Source organism: Algibacillus agarilyticus (assembly GCF_003286125.1).
GTDB classification, from domain to species: Bacteria; Pseudomonadota; Gammaproteobacteria; order Enterobacterales; family Alteromonadaceae; genus Algibacillus; species Algibacillus agarilyticus.
The window spans coordinates 108,478-126,737 of sequence record NZ_QMED01000011.1; the positions used below are offsets into that span (position 1 = coordinate 108,478).

Annotated in this window: 18 protein-coding genes; 3 read left to right on the top strand and 15 right to left on the bottom strand. The window is 39.6% G+C overall.

Features of this window, described 5'->3' with window-relative positions; genetic code table 11:
- Positions 1 to 3: 3 nt before the first annotated feature.
- Genes sdhA through sdhC form a run of 3 tightly spaced genes read right to left on the bottom strand, consistent with a single transcriptional unit; the run spans position 4 to position 2,486 of the window.
- Positions 4 to 1,770: a succinate dehydrogenase flavoprotein subunit gene (gene sdhA / locus DPX34_RS10750; RefSeq protein WP_111978431.1), complete on the bottom strand. Its 1,767-nt coding sequence runs from the start codon at positions 1,768 to 1,770 to the stop codon at positions 4 to 6.
- Complete coding sequence (gene sdhD / locus DPX34_RS10755; RefSeq protein WP_111978432.1) at positions 1,771 to 2,118, bottom strand: succinate dehydrogenase, hydrophobic membrane anchor protein; 348 nt, start codon at positions 2,116 to 2,118, stop codon at positions 1,771 to 1,773. It abuts the gene before it with no gap.
- A complete protein-coding gene (sdhC, locus tag DPX34_RS10760) occupies positions 2,112 to 2,486 on the bottom strand; it encodes a succinate dehydrogenase cytochrome b556 subunit (protein WP_369122240.1) in 375 nt (124 codons plus the stop codon). Before sdhC ends, sdhD begins: the two co-directional genes overlap by 7 nt.
- Before the next feature lie 341 nt (positions 2,487 to 2,827).
- Here sdhC and DPX34_RS10765 point away from each other — a divergent pair, with 341 nt between their 5' ends.
- Together DPX34_RS10765 and DPX34_RS10770 are read left to right on the top strand one after the other, a co-directional pair.
- Positions 2,828 to 4,108, top strand: a complete 1,281-nt coding sequence (locus tag DPX34_RS10765; RefSeq protein ID WP_111978434.1) for a citrate synthase — start codon at positions 2,828 to 2,830, stop codon at positions 4,106 to 4,108.
- A gap of 182 nt (positions 4,109 to 4,290) precedes the next feature.
- Complete coding sequence (locus DPX34_RS10770; protein ID WP_111978435.1) at positions 4,291 to 5,994, top strand: hypothetical protein; 1,704 nt, start codon at positions 4,291 to 4,293, stop codon at positions 5,992 to 5,994.
- A gap of 114 nt (positions 5,995 to 6,108) precedes the next feature.
- Here the strand turns inward: DPX34_RS10770 and DPX34_RS10775 are convergent, their stop codons facing one another.
- From DPX34_RS10775 to trmJ, 12 genes are all read right to left on the bottom strand, one after another.
- The gene (locus DPX34_RS10775; RefSeq protein WP_111978436.1) at positions 6,109 to 7,113 is read right to left on the bottom strand and encodes a LacI family DNA-binding transcriptional regulator; all 1,005 of its coding nucleotides are present in this window, start codon (positions 7,111 to 7,113) and stop codon (positions 6,109 to 6,111) included.
- Between the two features lie 408 nt (positions 7,114 to 7,521).
- A complete protein-coding gene (galK, locus tag DPX34_RS10780) occupies positions 7,522 to 8,670 on the bottom strand; it encodes a galactokinase (protein WP_111978437.1) in 1,149 nt (382 codons plus the stop codon).
- Between the two features lie 47 nt (positions 8,671 to 8,717).
- A complete protein-coding gene (locus DPX34_RS10785) occupies positions 8,718 to 9,761 on the bottom strand; it encodes a UDP-glucose--hexose-1-phosphate uridylyltransferase (protein WP_111978438.1) in 1,044 nt (347 codons plus the stop codon).
- A gap of 289 nt (positions 9,762 to 10,050) precedes the next feature.
- The gene (gene fdx / locus DPX34_RS10790; RefSeq protein WP_111978439.1) at positions 10,051 to 10,389 is read right to left on the bottom strand and encodes an ISC system 2Fe-2S type ferredoxin; all 339 of its coding nucleotides are present in this window, start codon (positions 10,387 to 10,389) and stop codon (positions 10,051 to 10,053) included.
- A 2-nt stretch (positions 10,390 to 10,391) separates the two neighbouring features.
- A complete protein-coding gene (hscA, locus tag DPX34_RS10795) occupies positions 10,392 to 12,263 on the bottom strand; it encodes a Fe-S protein assembly chaperone HscA (RefSeq protein ID WP_111978440.1) in 1,872 nt (623 codons plus the stop codon).
- Positions 12,264 to 12,283: 20 nt separating this feature from the next.
- Entirely contained in the window at positions 12,284 to 12,802 is a 519-nt protein-coding gene (hscB, locus tag DPX34_RS10800; protein WP_111978441.1) for a co-chaperone HscB, read from the bottom strand.
- Positions 12,803 to 12,831: 29 nt separating this feature from the next.
- Positions 12,832 to 13,155, bottom strand: coding sequence for an iron-sulfur cluster assembly protein IscA (gene iscA, locus DPX34_RS10805; RefSeq protein ID WP_111978442.1), 324 nt, complete (start codon positions 13,153 to 13,155; stop codon positions 12,832 to 12,834).
- A 73-nt stretch (positions 13,156 to 13,228) separates the two neighbouring features.
- The gene (iscU, locus tag DPX34_RS10810) at positions 13,229 to 13,606 is read right to left on the bottom strand and encodes a Fe-S cluster assembly scaffold IscU (protein ID WP_111978443.1); all 378 of its coding nucleotides are present in this window, start codon (positions 13,604 to 13,606) and stop codon (positions 13,229 to 13,231) included.
- 89 nt (positions 13,607 to 13,695) lie between these two features.
- A complete protein-coding gene (locus DPX34_RS10815; RefSeq protein ID WP_111978444.1) occupies positions 13,696 to 14,910 on the bottom strand; it encodes an IscS subfamily cysteine desulfurase in 1,215 nt (404 codons plus the stop codon).
- 18 nt (positions 14,911 to 14,928) lie between these two features.
- Entirely contained in the window at positions 14,929 to 15,435 is a 507-nt protein-coding gene (gene iscR / locus DPX34_RS10820; RefSeq protein WP_111978445.1) for a Fe-S cluster assembly transcriptional regulator IscR, read from the bottom strand.
- Positions 15,436 to 15,538: 103 nt separating this feature from the next.
- Positions 15,539 to 16,342: a serine O-acetyltransferase gene (cysE, locus tag DPX34_RS10825; RefSeq protein ID WP_111978446.1), complete on the bottom strand. Its 804-nt coding sequence runs from the start codon at positions 16,340 to 16,342 to the stop codon at positions 15,539 to 15,541.
- A gap of 22 nt (positions 16,343 to 16,364) precedes the next feature.
- Complete coding sequence (trmJ, locus tag DPX34_RS10830; protein ID WP_111978447.1) at positions 16,365 to 17,090, bottom strand: tRNA (cytosine(32)/uridine(32)-2'-O)-methyltransferase TrmJ; 726 nt, start codon at positions 17,088 to 17,090, stop codon at positions 16,365 to 16,367.
- 224 nt (positions 17,091 to 17,314) lie between these two features.
- On the opposite strand from trmJ, the gene suhB reads away from it, so the two are divergent.
- Entirely contained in the window at positions 17,315 to 18,118 is an 804-nt protein-coding gene (gene suhB / locus DPX34_RS10835; protein ID WP_111978448.1) for an inositol-1-monophosphatase, read from the top strand.
- The last annotated feature ends 142 nt before the right edge of the window (positions 18,119 to 18,260 follow it).

Here is an 18,260-nt window from a genome sequence, read left to right on the forward strand (position 1 = left end):
CCCTTAATAAGTTCTTGCTTTCGGTGGGAAAGCGTCGCGGTGTACAGGAGCCATGTTAACATCACGTTTTGTCATATCTTCTGTGCTTGGAGTATAGATAGAATGACATAACCAGTTAGCGTCATCACGTTCTGTGAAATCTTGACGAGCATGTGCACCACGAGATTCTGTACGGAAGTTAGCCGCTTTAGCTGAACAGAAAGCAGTTTCCATTAAGTTGTCTAACTCTAAACATTCGATACGCTGAGTATTGAAGTCGCTTGATTTATCATCAAGACGGGCAGTTTTAAGACGCTCACGAATTTCTGTAAGCTCTTTCATGCCTTTAGCCATTGCTTCACCTTCACGGAATACCGAGAAGTTAAGCTGCATACATTGTTGCAAATCTTTACGAATTTCAACAGGATCTTCACCTTTAGTTGAAGACTCCCAACGATTAGTACGGGCTAAACTTGCTTCTAAATCAGAATCTGAAGCTTCTTTACCAAATTCCGTTCCGGCTAAGTAAGTACCTAAGAATTTACCAGCAGCTCGACCAAATACCACTAAATCAAGTAATGAGTTTCCGCCTAAGCGATTTGCACCGTGTACAGATACACAAGCAATTTCACCAACAGCGAATAAACCTTCAACAACCGTTTCAGTGCCATCACTTGCAATGCTAATGGCTTGACCATTTACATTTGTTGGCACACCACCCATTTGATAATGACATGTTGGTATAACAGGAATAGGTTCTTTAACAGGATCAACGTGTGCGAATGTACGTGATAAATCACAAACACCTGGTAAACGGCTTTCTAATGTTTCTTTACCTAAGTGATCTAATTTAAGTTTAATATGTGGACCCCAAGGACCATCACAACCACGACCTTCACGGATCTCAGTCATCATTGAACGAGCAACGACATCACGACCGGCTAAATCTTTAGCGTTAGGCGCATAACGCTCCATGAAGCGTTCACCGTCTTTATTAAGAAGATAACCACCTTCACCACGACAACCTTCAGTTACAAGTACACCCGCGCCAGCTATACCCGTTGGGTGGAACTGCCACATTTCCATGTCTTGCATTTGAATGCCAGCACGAAGTGACATACCAACACCGTCACCGGTATTAATATGAGCATTAGTTGTTGAAGCAAAGATACGACCAGCACCACCAGTAGCAAGTACTGTAGCACGGGCTTTGAAATAAACGATTTCACCTGTTTCGATGCAAATTGCGGTTGTACCAACAACAGCGCCATCAGAATTTTTAACTAAATCTAACGCGTACCATTCAGAATAAACGTTGGTTTTGTTTTTCACATTCTGTTGGTATAAGCAGTGAAGCAATGCATGACCTGTACGGTCAGCTGCTGCAGCTGTACGAGCAGCTTGTTCGCCACCAAAGTTTTTTGATTGGCCACCGAAAGGACGTTGGTAAATTTTACCTTGTTCCGTACGAGAAAATGGTAAACCCATGTTCTCTAATTCGATAATAGTTTCAGGCCCGGTTTTACACATATATTCGATTGCGTCTTGGTCACCGATATAATCAGAACCTTTAACCGTATCGTACATGTGTTGTTCCCAATGATCTTCATGCGCATTACCTAAAGCAACAGTAATACCGCCTTGTGCAGATACAGTATGTGAACGTGTTGGGAAAACTTTAGAGATCAAAGCACAAGATTGGCCTGATTCTGAAATAGATAAAGCAGCACGCATACCCGCACCACCGGCGCCGATAACAACAGCGTCAAATTCTCTTACTGGAATACTCACTTAAACACCCCACAAAACGACTAAACCAGTCACAAAATAACTTAATGCAGCCAGATTTAATACAAACTGTAAAAACATACGTAAACGAGTGCATTTAACGTAATCAGTTAAAACCTGCCATAAGCCTATCCATGCATGAGCTAATAAACCAAATAATGCTATGATGGTGAACACTTTCATCGACACCATAGAAAATAAACCAGACCATTCGGTATAAGTTAAACTCGGATGTGTACAAAAGTAGGCTAAAAGGAAAATTGCAAAAGCGGCTAATACAAGCGCTGATGCACGAATAATTAAGAAATCATGAACGCCGCTGCGTCCTAGTGTAGCTGCATTTGTTACCATATTTGTACTCCAACTAACACAGAAAGAATAATAGTTAGTAACATCGTAATTTTTGCACTTAGGTTACCAGATCCAATTTCTTCCCAATAACCAAGATCCATAATCAAATGACGGAATCCACCTAACATGTGGTAAAACAATGCGGTTAGTGTTCCCCAAATAATAAATTTAACGATAAAGGTATCTAACATTGCGCTTACGGTATCAAAACCTTCTTTAGATGTTAAAGAAGTTACAAACGCCCACATAAGTAAGCCCATGGCTACAAACATGATAACGCCCGATACACGATGCAAAATAGATGCGATGGCACTGGCCGGAAAGCTAATTGTACTTAGCTCTAGATTGACAGGTCTTTGCTTTTTCACAGTTCTTCCCACTCGTCTCAACTGAGCAAATTATATTTTGTCTTTAGCAAAATAACACACCAACTTAAATTGGTCAGACATGTTAAAATTGCTAATGCTAATTTTTAATTGAAGTTAAAGTTACCTCAATGGTTGAAAAGTATATTCATTCACATAAATAAATACAATTTATCTGCAAAAAAATGCATTCATTTGCTGAATGACGACTATTTTTAACATTAGAGCCATAATCACAGTTCTAAATGCGTTTGAAATTGATTATTTTGCCAAATTGAAGTTTAATAATTAGCAGTTAGATAATAGAACCATAACACGATAACTCTTTCGGAAGGAGAGCAACTATGGCTGAAAAAAAAGCCATCCTTACAGTAGACGGTAAGCAAGTCGAACTACCAATTTATTCTGGCACGTTAGGTCAAGATGTAATCGATATACGTACTTTAGGTCAACATGGCTATTTTACTTTTGACCCAGGTTTTCTAGCAACGGGTTCATGTGAATCTGCAATTACGTTTATCGATGGCGCTAAAGGTGTATTATTACACCGCGGTTACCCGATAGAACAATTAGCCACTCAAGCTGATTACTTAGAAGTTTGTTATTTATTATTAAATGGCGAAGCTCCATCAAGTGAAGAGTATGATGATTTTGTAAACATCATCAACAAGCACACGATGGTTCATGAAGGCATTGCAGATTTCTTTAGCGGTTTTAGCCGTGATTCACACCCAATGGCCATGCTTTGTGCTGTAACGGGGGCTTTATCTTCTTTTTATCATAATGATTTAGATATATCAGATGCTGAGCAACGTGCTCGTTGTGCTAAACGTTTAGTTGCTAAGTTACCAACTATTGCCGCTATGTGTTACAAATATAGCGTTGGCCAACCCTTCGTTTGTCCACAAAATGATTTAAGCTACTCAGAAAACTTCATGAATATGATGTTCTCTGTACCCGCTGAAAAATACGAAATAAACCCTGCTGTTGCTAAAGCAATGGACCGTATCTTTACGCTTCATGCTGACCACGAACAAAATGCATCAACTTCAACAGTTCGTTTAGCAGGTTCTTCAGGTGCTAACCCTTATGCATGTATTGCAGCCGGTATTGCTTCTTTATGGGGTCCTGCGCACGGTGGTGCAAATGAAGCCTGCTTAAATATGCTTGAAGAAATCGGTACAGTTGACCGTATTGATGAATTCGTAGCAAAAGCTAAAGATAAAAGCGATCCATTCCGTTTAATGGGCTTTGGTCATCGTGTATATAAAAACTTCGACCCTCGCGCAAAAGTAATGCGTGAAACTTGTCATGAAGTTTTAGAATCTTTAGGTATTAAAGATCCTCTATTAGATGTTGCAATGCGCTTAGAACAAATTGCTTTAGAAGACCCATACTTTGTTGAAAAGAAACTCTACCCTAATGTAGATTTCTACTCAGGTATTATCTTAAAAGCGATTGGCATCCCAACTAGCATGTTTACTGTTATCTTTGCCTTGTCTCGTACAATTGGCTGGATTTCACATTGGCATGAGATGTTATCTCAACCAGGCCAAAAAATTGGTCGTCCTCGTCAAATGTATACAGGCGAAGACAAAAGAGAATTTACCCCTATTAAAAAATAATGAGTAAATAGATTCTTACTTTTAAAAGGCTGCAATTGACTTGCAGCCTTTTTTATTTTTGTAGCGATAATTCACAAATTTCGGTAAAAATGTCGACTTAAATTGTCTTTAGAGCATTAAAACGCTATATTATGAGTGACATACCTACCGATTACTTCCTCATTTCGACAAGGAACTTTAAAATGAAAAGCACTTATTTAAGTGCAGCTATGATATCAATATCACTCTTATCTGCCTGCTCTAGTACCACTGAACCTACAAACACGACATTAAATACGAATACATCTGCTACCAATGCGGTTGATGCAAAGTTTTTGTATTTAAATGAAGCAAAAGAAGCCATCGATAAATTTGAAACCGTCATGAAGAATCCTGAACATGATGATTTAAGCTACTTCGCGCCCAAATTATTAAAGATCGCTAAGAACAAATTTGCCGACGCTAAAGAAGAATATTCAGATGCAACCAAAAGTAGCTCCTCTTTACTTAATATTTTTTCTAGTGAAGAAGAACAAGCACTAGAAGCTAAAAATAATGTATTGCAGCTGCTGCTTGAAGCTGAAAATTTATTAGATAAAGCCAGCACAATTAAAACAACCGCAAAAACAATATTAGGTGATGTTTTTACTAGACGTGAATATTTAAAACAGCTTAATGTGACGAGTATTTATCCCAAAACATTTAAAAAAATCGAACAACAAATTGATAATATGGTTGAAGATATTGCAGATGGTGATGTAGCCGAAGCAACTCAACAACAAGCAAAAGTGTCAGCAAGCTTATTTGATTTAGAAGTTAAGACTGTAAAACACATTGAGTTAGGTGCTCTAAACAAACAGATCACGGTTATTGGTAAAAAAGAATTGCACGAAAGTTTACCTCGAACGTATCAAAGCTTAATAGCAGCGAGAAATGCTGCCGATGCCACGATCACAGTTGACCCCAGAGATATTGAAGCCATTAAAGTCGCAGTCGATAAAGTTAAATTTGAAGTCAGCCATATTAATCACCTTGCGAAAGAATATAGTCGTTTAAAAAATACTAAAAAAGCCAGTTTTGAGCTTTATATTTTAAATGTAGAGAATAATCTAAATTCAATTTCTTCCGCTTTAATGATGTCCGATCTGCGTGACCGCCCTATTAGTGAGCAAGTCGATGCGATAAAAACACAAAGTCAGATAATTTTAAACGATTTAGAAACATTAAAATTAAGCGCTGAAAACAGCCAAGAGAATACGGATGCATTAAAAGCTAAGTTACTAAAAGAAAATACAAGCCTAAAAACGAGTATTACCGATTTAGAAACACAAAAAGCCTCGCTAACAACCCAAACGCAACAAGCTAAAGCATCAATAACCCTACTTCAGAGTCAAGTTCAAACACTGAATAGTGAAGTGATTAAATTAAAAGCACTTAATGATGTGCTAATGCCATTAGCTCAAGCGAATAAAATAAAAGCAGCAGTACCGGTTGCTCAACCCATTCAAGTAGCACCGGTTGCTCAGCCAGTGCAAGCTGTGCCAGTCGCTCAGCCAGTGCAAGCTGTGCCAGTCATTCAGCCAGTGAAAACTGTGCCGGTTGCTCAGCCAGTACAAGCAGCACCTGTGGCTCAGCCAGTGCAAGCTGTGCCGGTTGCTCAGCCAGTACAAGCAGCACCAGTGGCTCAGCCAGTGCAAGCTGCGCCGGTTGCTCAGCCAGTACAAGCAGCACCTGTTGCTCAGCCAGTGCAAGCAGCACCTGTTGCTCAGCCAGTACAAACAGCACCCGTTGCTCAACCAGTGCAAGCAGCACCTGTTGCTCAACCAGTGCAAGCAGCACCTGTTGCTCAACCAGTTCAAACTGCGCCGGTTACTCAACCAGTTCAAACTGCGCCGGTTGCTCAATAGAGACAGGTTATTAAATAAAAAGCCCTTCATTATTTACATAATAAAGGGCTCTTTATTTTAAAGTGTTAAATCTCATAACATCGATATGAAAATCTTAATTCATTACTTCTATAATTATTTCACCTGACACACAGAATCACGCTCTACCAAAGAAGGCATAAATAAGTGAGTTTTATTCTCGGCTTCCTCTTTACAGGTTGTTAGCAGTATCGATAGACGACTTGCATAACAAGCCATATCAAAGATTGGATAGTTCATCGTGGTTAAATAAGGACGACATGCAGTCGCGATTAATAAATTATCGAAGCCGATTACTGATACGTCTTCTGGTACCTTTTTCCCTGCATCTTGCAATGCATTCATAGCACCTACAGCCATGGCATCGTTATACGCAATAACAGCTGTAAAATTAATGTCTCGCGCTAATAATGTCTCAGCCGCTCTATAACCATCTTCCATTTCAGGTAAACCTGAAGCGATTTGCTCAGGTTCAACTGATATATTGAGCTTAGACAACGCATTTCTACACCCATTGAGCCTATCATCTGGATCTTGATTTTGTATATCACTCGTTATAAACGCAAATTGACGATGCCCTTTATCAAGTAAATGCTCAACCGCCATTTTACCCCCTGCAATGTTATCAATCCAAACACATCGACTGGCAATGGCAGACACAAAACGATTGATGATAATTAAACCAGGTATATCAGCGGCCAACTGTGCAAGCGTATTATCGTCAGTAAATTTACTGTGTAGAATAATATTTTGACAACCATGCTCCCTCAGAGACGCAATCGCTTCAAGCTCAGTATGCGGTATATCTTGCGAATTACTCATCATCACTTTGTAATTCGCATTACGTGCGGCACTGGCGACACCCGATGCAATATTACCAAAAAAATTAGAAGAAAATTCAGGCGTCACAATACCTAGCATTTCACTTTTTTGGCTAACAAGTGCACGCGCATTAATATTAGGTCGATATCCCAGGGCTTTAATAACTGATTGCACATGAGCACGACATTGATCGCCAACTTTGCTTTGCCCTCTAACAACTCTTGAAACAGTAGAGGTAGAAACACCCGCAACGCGCGCAACATCTTTTATCGTAACCATGCAACCTCTTAAAATACGGTTAATTTATATACAGACTAAATGAAAGAGACAATTAAAATATATTACCAAAAATATTGGTTATCAGTTATACCAATAATATTTTAACTATACTGTTAATAGGTATTGCCTTGAACTATAGTCAAAGCGATCGGGTTTTAGGGGCAGGTTTCTAGTTCCAGACGAAACCGAAGTACTTACATCCATGTAAGCAAAGCCGTCAAAGCTACCGCGTCCTGCTTCGCCCCTTACCTGCATCCATGCAGGCAAGCTTCGAGACCCCATGAGCATATGCTCTTTTATGTGATTGGGGCGAGTAAGCGCTGACAATGAACCATAAAACCTGAGCGAGAAGACTATATATCCTTATAATGGGGTGGCATCCTTGCCCGTGTCATAAAATCGATATTTTTAAACTAAACTGGCACCTTCTTCAGCTGAACAAACAAAGATACTTGGCTGAAGATTACTTTTAGCTGGATATTCGCTTTCAACGGCAGTGATCACTTGGTCAACCATGGCATCAGGTACTAATGAAACAACACAACCGCCAAAACCGCCACCAGTCATTCTCACGCCGCCTTTATCTCCAACTTGTTGCTTAATAATGTCAACTAAATCATCAATTTCGGCTACTGTAATTTCAAAATCATCACGCATTGAAGCATGTGATTCAGACATTAATCGCTGTAAGGTATCAATATCATTTGCTTGCATAGCGTCTGCAGCCGCTAACGTACGCGCGTTTTCAGTAATAACATGACGAGCACGCTTTGCAGTTACCGGATCAAGCTCTGCTTCTTTAGCATTAAACGTTTCAATTGATACATCACGTAGTGCTTTAACATCAAAAAATGCAGCTGCTGCTTCACATTGCTCACGACGTGTATTGTATTCACTATCAACTAAGCCACGTTTTTTATTTGAATTAACAATAACAATTGTCATACCTGCTGGAATAGCGACAGGCTTGGTTTCTAATGTACGGCAGTCAATCAATAAAGCATGATCTTTTTTAGCTTCTGCAGAGATAAGCTGATCCATAATACCGCAATTACAACCGACAAATTGATTTTCAGCTTCTTGACCATTCAGCGCAATTTCAGGTTGACTAATATTAAGCTGATATAATTCTTTAAATGTTTGACCAATAACAACTTCAAGTGCAGCGGAAGAGCTTAAACCGGCGCCTTGTGGCACATTACCACTAACCGCAATATCAGCACCTGAAAATTCATGGCCGCGAAGGTTTAAATGTTTAACCACTCCTCGTATGTAATTAGCCCAATCTTGATCTGTTTTTTCAATCTCTTTAGCGTTTTCAAATTCATCTTGTGCACAATTATAATCAACTGACACAACACGAATTTTATTATCAGTGCGTTTACTGGCTACAACAACAGCTTGGTAATTTATTGCGCTTGGTAAAACAAAACCATCATTGTAATCGGTGTGCTCACCAATAATATTGACACGACCTGGTGCTTGTATAACGAAGTCAGCCTCATAACCTAATTCTTGTTTGAACGCTGCTTTTACTTTATTTATTAAATCTGACATATTCATCTCTCTTGTGATCACGCATCACACTAATCTATCGGGTAAATTTATTTTTCAGCTTTGTAGTGCACATCACTACCCGCTCGTAAACGTGTTGCAGCTTGCTCTGCCGTTAAATCACGTTGTGCTTCAGCCATCATTTCATAACCCACCATAAATTTACGTACTGTTGCAGAGCGTAATAAAGGTGGGAAAAAGCTAGCATGTAATGTCCATTCAGGATGCTCTTCTCCATCATAAGGAGCGCCATGCCAGCCCATAGAGTAAGGGAATGAGGTATTAAACAAATTATCGTATTTGATCGTTATTTTTTTAACAATATCAGCAAGCGTTAAACGTTGTTCAGCGGTTAAATCGACCATTCTCGTTAATGGAAATTTAGGTAATAAAAGCGTCTCAAATGGCCAAGCAGCCCAATACGGCACAACTACAATCCACTCGTCATTCTCAACAACAGTACGCTCACCGCTTTCACTTTCACGCTTGGCGTAGTCTTGTAATAAATTGTTGCCCTGCTCGACATAATATTGACTAAATGCCGTTTGTTTTTTCTGAACTAACGTGGGTAATTGATTTTGAGCCCATAATTGCCCGTGCGGGTGTGGGTTAGAACACCCCATCATTGCCCCTTTATTTTCGAACACTTGAACCCAATTATAGGTTTTACTTAAATCAGCCGTTTGCTCTTGCCACGTTTCAACCACTTTCGAGATCGCATTAACGCTTAATTCGGGTAATGTTTTACTGTGATCAGGTGAAAAACAAATAACACGACTTTCGCCTTGTTCAGTCGCCATTTTAAATAGTGGATCGTCAGAACTTACCTGAGGTGTATCAGGTTTTAACGCTGCAAAGTCATTGGTGAATACAAATGTCTCAGTATATTTAGGGTTTACTTCACCATTAATCCGCGTATTACCTGAACACAGAAAACAATTTTCGTCATAACTTGGTTTTTGTTCTTCATCTAATGTTTCGACTTGACCTTGCCAAGGGCGCTTTGCACGATGCGGAGAAACAAGCACCCATTCATTGATCATTGGGTTATAACGACGATGTGGATGTTCAGTTGGGTCAAATAATTCAGTCATGATCTATTCATACTCTTTAATTATTAAATGCGCCCTACTACCGAGAGTAAGACAACCATAAAGGAAACGAGGTAAAACAAACACCCTGATTAGGGATAACGTTCCCACTATAACCGTTTTGGAGTCCCAAATAAATCAATTTAATCGTAATATTCACTCTGAAAACTAATCAATTAAATTTTAATTAAGATAACCTAATGTATTTATTAAATTATTTATGTTTATAAAACATACAAAAAAACCGATGCAAGCATCGGTTTTTTTAACTGAATCATTAATAAAAGGCTAACTAATGATTCTCAGACACCATATTAATCGTGTACATAGGAACTTCAACAACTAAGTCAGTATCGGTTACTACCGCCTGACAACCTAAACGAGATTCTGGTTCAAGCCCCCAAGCTTTATCAAGCATATCGTCTTCAAGCTCATCACTTTCATCGATAGAATCAAAACCTTCACGAATAATGACATGGCATGTTGTACAAGCACATGATTTTTCGCAAGCATGTTCGATATCAATACCAGTGCGTAAAGCGACATCTAGTACGGTATCACCTTCTTTTGCTTCTGCAACTGCACCATCAGGGCATAATTCTTTATGGGGTAAAAAAATAATTTGTGGCATGTCTATACCTCGTCCACTTTCTGCCCAGATAAGGCAGCATTGACAGATTTGTCCATGCGTAAAGCCGCAAAATTTTGGCTTAAATCATCGACATGTTTTATTTGTGCTTTGAGTTGCTCTTCAGTTCCTTGATGATGTCTTAAATCAAGTAACTTAGCGAGAGCATCGCTTAATGTATTTAATTCCGCTTCAGCTAATAAATCACCATCAGCATCAATTGCCGCAATAAGCGATTCATGCAACCGATCGGCTTCGACTTGCTGTTCAACTAACATACGTAATCGGATATCATCTTTGGCATTAACCATAGATGCTTTTAACATATCCGCGATTTGCCCATCTGATAAACCATATGATGGTTTTACTTGAATACTTGATTGTATGCCCGTTGATTTTTCCATGGCTGTAACCGATAACAATCCATCAGCATCAACTTGGTACGTTACTCGAATATGAGCAGCACCCGCAGCCATCGCGGGTATACCTCGTAATTCAAATTTTGCCAATGAGCGGCAATCAGAAACTAACTCACGTTCACCTTGCACAATATGCACCGCCATCGCGGTTTGCCCGTCTTTAAACGTGGTGAACTCTTGAGCCTTCGCAACTGGGATAGTGGTATTACGATTAATAATTTTTTCAACTAAACCACCCATCGTTTCAATACCTAATGAAAGCGGAATAACATCCAAAAGAACGAGATCTGAATCAGGCTTATTGCCAACAAGTATATCGGCTTGAATACCTGCCCCGATCGCAACAACCAAATCGGGGTTAATAGACGTTAATGGTGGGCGTTTAAAAAAAGATTCGACTTTTTGACGTACTAAAGGAACACGAGTCGACCCACCAACCATCACCACTTCAGAAATATCATCGGTTGTGATATCCGCATCTTTTAAAGAGCGGCGACAAGCTATTAAGGTTTTATTGATTAAACCCGTACATAAACTTTCGAACGTCGCTTTACTTAGTTCAGCGCTCAATTCTGTACCGTTATCCAGTGTAATATTAACGGTGGCGGTAGATTGATCCGTAAGCGTTTGCTTCGCTTTTTTCGCATTCTCTTTTAACGAGCGTGATAAACGCGGCGATATAATTGAATCGAGATCCCATTGCTCACGTAGCCATGAAACAATAACTTCATCAAAATCATCACCACCTAAAGCTGAATCACCGCCTGTTGCAAGAACTTCAAAAACACCTTTCGTTAATTTCAAGATAGAGATATCAAACGTACCCCCACCTAAATCATAAACAGCAATGACACCTTGCTGTTGAGAATCAAGTCCATACGCAATAGCCGCCGCGGTGGGCTCATTTAATAAACGTAATACGTTTAATCCGGCTAGGGCTGCAGCATCTTTGGTACATTGGCGTTGTGCATCATCAAAATAGGCAGGAACCGTAATAACAGCGCCAGATAATTCATCACCCAATGTTTTTTCAGCACGATTTTTTAAAGTTGATAAAATATCAGCTGACACTTCGACAGGCGATTTAACACCAGCAGCCGTATCAATTGCGACTAAACCATCATCATCACCGACAAATTGATAAGGTAAATCAGCATAACTTGATTTAACATCACTGGCGGCTCGACCCATAAAGCGTTTAATTGAAATTAAGGTATTTGTGGGATCTAATTCGGCATTAGCCAATGCAACAGCACCAACTTGTTTTTCATCTGTGTTTTGATAACGCACAACAGAAGGTAGTATTACATGACCATTTTCGTCAGGTAAGGTGGTACATTCGCCGCTGCGAACGGCAGCAACTAAAGAATTAGTTGTTCCTAAATCAATGCCGACGGCCCACTTGTGTTGATGCGGTGCGGTACTTTGACCTGGTTCTGATATTTGTAATAAAGCCATAGAATGTCAGTGTTCAGTATTTAAAATTCAACTTGCGCGTCTTCAAGGCGCTCAAGTTCTATTTGTAATTTAGCCATAAATTTCATTTTACGGATAATATTGGCGGCTGCTTCATTTTCATTATTTTCGATATAAGCAGTTAATTTATTTTGTAATAATGCTGACTCTTCATCTAACGTTTGCTCAAATGCTATCACCGCATCAAACATATCAGTTAATTGACTGATATCGTCTAAGCGTTCGCGATATTCCATTTGTTGCATTAAAAAAGCAGGTTCTTGTAGTGTTTGCGTTTCGTGCTGAATATCTAAACCACGAAGTTTTAATATGTATTCAGCGCGACTAACCTTATTTTTTAAGGTCGTATAAGCATCATTAATTTCAGAGGATTTTTGAACGATGGCTAACTTTTCGCTGTCTGCGGCAGTTGCAAAACGGTCAGGATGAAATTTTTTCTGTAAAGCACGGTAGGTATCCGTTATCGCATCGATATCAACATCAAAAGCCACAGGGATAGAAAACAATTCAAAATAATTCATGAGAAACCTTTATATATTAGATAATGGCTTTAAACATGAAAACTTTCACCACAGCCACATTCATCGGTTACATTTGGGTTTATAAATTTAAACCCTTCATTTAAACCTTCTTTAGTAAAATCAAGCTGTGTACCATCAATGTACAAAAGTGACTTCGCATCAACGATAACTTTAACACCAAACTCTTCGAATACATTATCGTCTTCATTTAAGGTATCAACAAATTCAAGTACGTAAGCCATACCCGAGCAACCAGAAGTTTTTACACCTAAACGCAAACCTAAGCCAGAACCGCGATTTTCTAAAAATTTACTAACTTGACCGGCTGCAGCTTCTGAAATAGAGATAGCCATTAACGTATAACTCCTGAAATAAAATTGATTTAAACGTTAGGTGCATTGAACAATGCACCTAGATAAAAACGAATTAACGCTTCGATTTGTAATCTTTGATAGCCGCTTGGATAGCATCTTCAGCTAAAATTGAACAATGAATTTTAACGGGTGGTAAGGCTAACTCTTCCGCGATATGGGTATTTTTAATTTCAGAGGCTTCGTCTAAAGTTTTACCTTTTACCCACTCAGTGACTAATGAGCTTGAAGCGATTGCTGAACCACAACCATAAGTTTTAAACTTAGCATCTTCGATAACACCGTCATCAGATACTTTTAATTGTAATTTCATTACATCGCCACACGCCGGGGCGCCAACCATACCGGTTGCAATATTTGAATCACTTTTGTCGAATGAACCCACGTTACGTGGATTCTCATAATGGTCGATTACTTTTTCACTATATGCCATGTCAATCACCTCTACAGGTCATAATGGTTCTACTCAACGTAGAACCTAATTCTCAACTGCCCAAAAAAATTCGGGATTTAATGCTGTACTTAGTGGTGTGCCCACTCTACGCTGTTTAAATCAACACCATCTTTGAACATATCCCAAAGTGGTGACATTTCACGTAGTTTGCCAATCGCGTTATTAATAACATCGATAGCGTAATCAATTTCTGCTTCTTCAGTGAAACGACCAAAGCTGAAACGAATAGAGCTATGAGCCAATTCATCGTTTAGGCCTAATGCACGTAAAACATAAGAAGGCTCTAAACTTGCCGATGTACAAGCAGAACCACTTGAAACAGCCATATCTTTAAGCGCCATGATTAACGATTCGCCTTCAACAAAGTTAAAACTAATGTTAATGTTACCTGCTACACGCTGGTCTAAATCACCATTAACGTAAACTTCTTCCATGTCTTTTACGCCATTCCATAACTTGTTACGCAATGCCATTAAACGTTCGTTTTCAGTCTGCATTTCTTCTTTAGCGATGCGGAAAGCTTCACCCATACCGACAATTTGGTGTGTAGGTAAAGTACCTGAACGCATACCACGCTCATGTCCGCCACCGTGAGTTTGAGCTTCTAAACGAATACGAGGCTTACGTCTCACGTAAAGAGCGCCAATCCCTTTAGGGCCGTATACTTTATGTGCAGAGAAAGACATCAAATCAACTTTTAAACTTTGCAAGTCGATCTCAACTTTACCAGCAGACTGCGCAGCATCAACATGAAATACGATTTTGCGTGCACGGCATAACTCGCCAATCGCCGCGATATCTTGAATAACACCGATTTCATTGTTAACGTGCATCACACTAACAACAACGGTATCGTCACGCATTGCGGCTTTTAACACATCTAAATCAACTAAACCGTTAGTTTGAACGTCTAAATACGTGACTTCAAAACCTTGACGTTCTAATTCACGACAGGTATCAAGTACGGCTTTATGCTCGGTTTTAACCGTGATGATATGCTTGCCTTTTTTCTTATAAAAATTAGCAGCACCCTTTATAGCTAAGTTATTTGATTCAGTTGCACCTGAAGTCCAAACGATTTCACGTGGATCAGCGTTAATTAAATCTGCAATTTGTGAACGCGCAATATCAATTGCTTCTTCAGCTTGCCAACCAAAACGATGTGAACGTGAAGCTGGGTTACCAAATTGACCATCCATAGTAAGGAATTGCATCATTTTTTCTGCAACTCTTGGGTCAACCGGCGTAGTCGCCGAATAATCGAAATAAATCGGTAATTTCATGAATGTCTCCGTGTAAACTTAAACTTGAAAGTCTAAGTCGATTTCTTCAAGCGAAGCTTTACCTAAGGCAAAGGCTGAATGTGTGTTTTTTTTACGATTTTGACGATCAGACACTTCTTTAACTTCTTGCTTAGCAACAAGCTCATCAAGCGTGATGTCATTTAAAAAGGCGGCGATTCTATCACTAAGTTCAGTCCAAAGGCTATGAGTTAAACACCTTGTGCCACCTTGGCAATCGGAATTGCCGTTGCAGCGAGTTGCGTCAACCGACTCATCAACTGCAACAATAATTTTTCCTATCGATATGTCATCTAAATCATAACCAAGACAATAGCCTCCACCAGGTCCTCTAACACTTGTGACTAAACCTTGTTTTCTTAAGCGCGAAAACAATTGCTCAAGATAGGATAATGATATGCCTTGGCGTTCAGATATGTCTGCAAGAGGCACAGGACCTTGCTTAGAATGTAAAGCGACATCAAGCATAGCGGTAACCGCATAACGGCCTTTTGATGTTAATCTCATTGCAGAACCTCTTCGATATTTTATAGTTGAATTTTCACATACCTGACTAAAACAGTCAAGTATTTACCTGACTAAAATAGTCAGGTATTAAATTCACCTTTAATTAAATACCCGGGTCAAATTGTTCATGTGCTCGCATACGTTTTTGTGCTGCATCAAGCTCGGCTTCTACAAAATCTGGGCTATCAACAAACAAATCGGGTAAGCGCTCGTCGCATACATTACCACCCATACGTTTAACTTCAGAGCAAAGTTCGGCAACTTTACCGTCCATCAAATGAACATGGTCTAATAAATTACCAATGGCCTTAGCCACAGGATCTGGGCTATTTGCATTAACACCATATGCGTCAAATCCCAACTTGCGAGCTATCGCTTCACGCTTTTCATCTTTGTCGTTTGCAATAATACGGCCGGGAATACCAACAACGGTTGCGCCTTCTGGCACTTCTTTAACCACAACTGAATTTGAGCCAATTTTTGCATTATCACAAACTTTAAACGGCCCTAAAATTTTAGCGCCCGCACCGATCACAACACCATTTCCAACCGTAGGATGACGTTTACCTTCATTCCAGCTCGTGCCACCTAAAGTAACACCATGGTAAATAGTTACATCGTCACCAATTACAGCTGTTTCACCAATAACAATACCCATACCATGATCAATAAAAAAACGACGACCAATCACAGCGCCTGGGTGTATTTCAACGCCCGTTAATAAACGCGCTAAGTTAGACACCGTTCTCGCTAGCCATTTAAAATCTTTTACATATAAATAATGACTTAGCCTGTGCCACCAAATAGCATGCATGCCCGGGTAATTAGTTAATACCTCAAAAAAGTTTCGCGCCGCAGGATCACGGTGAAACACTGCATTGATGTCTTCTTTTAAACGCTCAAACATATATGGTTAATTCCTATGGAATTTATTTAACAATTTTGTCTATAGAAGATAATATGCCACGTAAAATATTTAACTCTTGGCTATCGGGACGAATGCGATTAAACATGCGACGAAGCTTAGGCATGACTTGTCCGGGGTGATTGGCAACAATAAAATTAGTTGAAGCTAATGTAGATTCTAGATGGGTATAAAAACGCTCTAAATTTTCGACTAATGGATAAGCTTCTTCTGGTGATTCAGCCGAATGACCTTTTTCATCTTCAGTTAACTGCGCAACTCTCACTTCATAACATAACGTTTGTACCGCCGCCGCTAAATTTAAAGATGAATAATCGGGATTAGCGGGGATAACAGCATGATAATGTGCTTTTTGTAATTCATCATTTGAAAGCCCATTATTTTCACGGCCGAAAACTAAAGCGACTTTGCCTTGATTTGATTCAGAAACCAACTTTTCACCCGCTTCGCGAGGTGTTAACACGGGCCAACTTAATGTTCTTGAACGCGCACTGGTTGCGATCACAAGTGAGCAATCTTGAATGGCATCATCTAGAGTCGCTACAATTTTAGCATTACCGAGTACATCTGTTGCACCCGCTGCCAAAGCCGAGGCTTTACTATCAGGCTCTGATACTGGGTCAACCAAATACAACTCGCTGAGTCCCATGGTTTTCATTGCACGCGCGGTTGAACCAATGTTACCCGTATGCGAAGTGTTGATTAAAATGACACGAATGTTATCTAACATGTATTGCTAACCCAAGCCTGTAAAAAAGGCGCATATTCTACAATATACCCACGTAACCACAAGCTTAACCACCGACATAAATGCTAGATAAAGATAAATAAGCTTATTTATCTTTATCTAGCTCGCTTTTTACGGTCTATTTGAGTATAATGCGCGCGAATTTTATTCACTGATTTGGCAACATTGCCGAATCATGTTCTTTTATAATTAGGGTTAATAACACCATGCATCCAATGCTTACTATTGCAGTTCGTGCTGCGCGTAAAGCCGGGCATATCATTGCTCGTGGTTTTTCAGAATTAGATCTTGTTAAAACAACAACTAAATCAGAAAATGATTTCGTGACTAATATCGATCAAGACGCAGAAAGAGCGATTATCGATATTATTAAACAATCTTACCCACTACATTCATTTGTCGGTGAAGAAGGCGGAGCTCAATCTGGTGAGCAATCAGATTATCAATGGATTATTGACCCACTCGATGGCACGACTAATTTTATTCGTGGTATCCCTCACTTTGCTGTCTCTATCGCTCTTCATGTAAAAGGCAAGCCCGAGCTTGCTGTCGTTTATGATCCAATCAAAGATGAATTATTTACAGCTTGTCGCGGTCAAGGTGCACAATTAGATGAATATCGAATTCGTGTCGCGAGCAACAAAGATATTCGCGGTGGCATATTCGCAACGGGTTTCCCTTTTAAATGTCGTGAACATACCGATGTTTTCTTTAATATTCTTTCATCTGTATTTGAACAAGCAGCCGACATACGTCGAGGTGGTTCTGCTGCACTTGATTTAGCTTATGTAGCTGCAGGCCGCATTGATGGTTTTTGGGAATTAGGTCTTAAACCATGGGACATTGCTGCAGGTGAATTAATTGTGCGCGAAGCTGGTGGTATGGTAACAGACTTAGCCGGTGGCCATAAATATTTAGAATCTGGTCATATTGTCGCAGGTAACCCTAAAGTTGTTGCATCAACGCTGCGTACAATCCAACCGTTATTAACGAACAACTTAAAGCGCTAATTTAAGCTTTTTGCGTTTATGACTAACTAGCTGTTTACCAACCCAGTGGAAACAGCTAGTAATATTTAAATACCCTACACTCACCCAAATATAGCCGTTTATAACCTAATCAAGCCCTGCCGCTCACCTGTTTCACTTATCA

What these genes read in the sequence shown, in the direction of transcription:
- sdhD (WP_111978432.1), bottom strand. Translation starts at nt 2,118, where the DNA reads ATGGTAACAAATGCAGCTACACTAGGACGCAGCGGCGTTCATGATTTC.
- DPX34_RS10765 (WP_111978434.1), top strand. Translation starts at nt 2,828, where the DNA reads ATGGCTGAAAAAAAAGCCATCCTTACAGTAGACGGTAAGCAAGTCGAA.
- DPX34_RS10770 (WP_111978435.1), top strand. Translation starts at nt 4,291, where the DNA reads ATGAAAAGCACTTATTTAAGTGCAGCTATGATATCAATATCACTCTTA.
- DPX34_RS10775 (WP_111978436.1), bottom strand. Translation starts at nt 7,113, where the DNA reads ATGGTTACGATAAAAGATGTTGCGCGCGTTGCGGGTGTTTCTACCTCT.
- galK (WP_111978437.1), bottom strand. Translation starts at nt 8,670, where the DNA reads ATGTCAGATTTAATAAATAAAGTAAAAGCAGCGTTCAAACAAGAATTA.
- DPX34_RS10785 (WP_111978438.1), bottom strand. Translation starts at nt 9,761, where the DNA reads ATGACTGAATTATTTGACCCAACTGAACATCCACATCGTCGTTATAAC.
- fdx (WP_111978439.1), bottom strand. Translation starts at nt 10,389, where the DNA reads ATGCCACAAATTATTTTTTTACCCCATAAAGAATTATGCCCTGATGGT.
- hscA (WP_111978440.1), bottom strand. Translation starts at nt 12,263, where the DNA reads ATGGCTTTATTACAAATATCAGAACCAGGTCAAAGTACCGCACCGCAT.
- hscB (WP_111978441.1), bottom strand. Translation starts at nt 12,802, where the DNA reads ATGAATTATTTTGAATTGTTTTCTATCCCTGTGGCTTTTGATGTTGAT.
- iscA (WP_111978442.1), bottom strand. Translation starts at nt 13,155, where the DNA reads ATGGCTATCTCTATTTCAGAAGCTGCAGCCGGTCAAGTTAGTAAATTT.
- iscU (WP_111978443.1), bottom strand. Translation starts at nt 13,606, where the DNA reads ATGGCATATAGTGAAAAAGTAATCGACCATTATGAGAATCCACGTAAC.
- DPX34_RS10815 (WP_111978444.1), bottom strand. Translation starts at nt 14,910, where the DNA reads ATGAAATTACCGATTTATTTCGATTATTCGGCGACTACGCCGGTTGAC.
- iscR (WP_111978445.1), bottom strand. Translation starts at nt 15,435, where the DNA reads ATGAGATTAACATCAAAAGGCCGTTATGCGGTTACCGCTATGCTTGAT.
- cysE (WP_111978446.1), bottom strand. Translation starts at nt 16,342, where the DNA reads ATGTTTGAGCGTTTAAAAGAAGACATCAATGCAGTGTTTCACCGTGAT.
- trmJ (WP_111978447.1), bottom strand. Translation starts at nt 17,090, where the DNA reads ATGTTAGATAACATTCGTGTCATTTTAATCAACACTTCGCATACGGGT.
- suhB (WP_111978448.1), top strand. Translation starts at nt 17,315, where the DNA reads ATGCATCCAATGCTTACTATTGCAGTTCGTGCTGCGCGTAAAGCCGGG.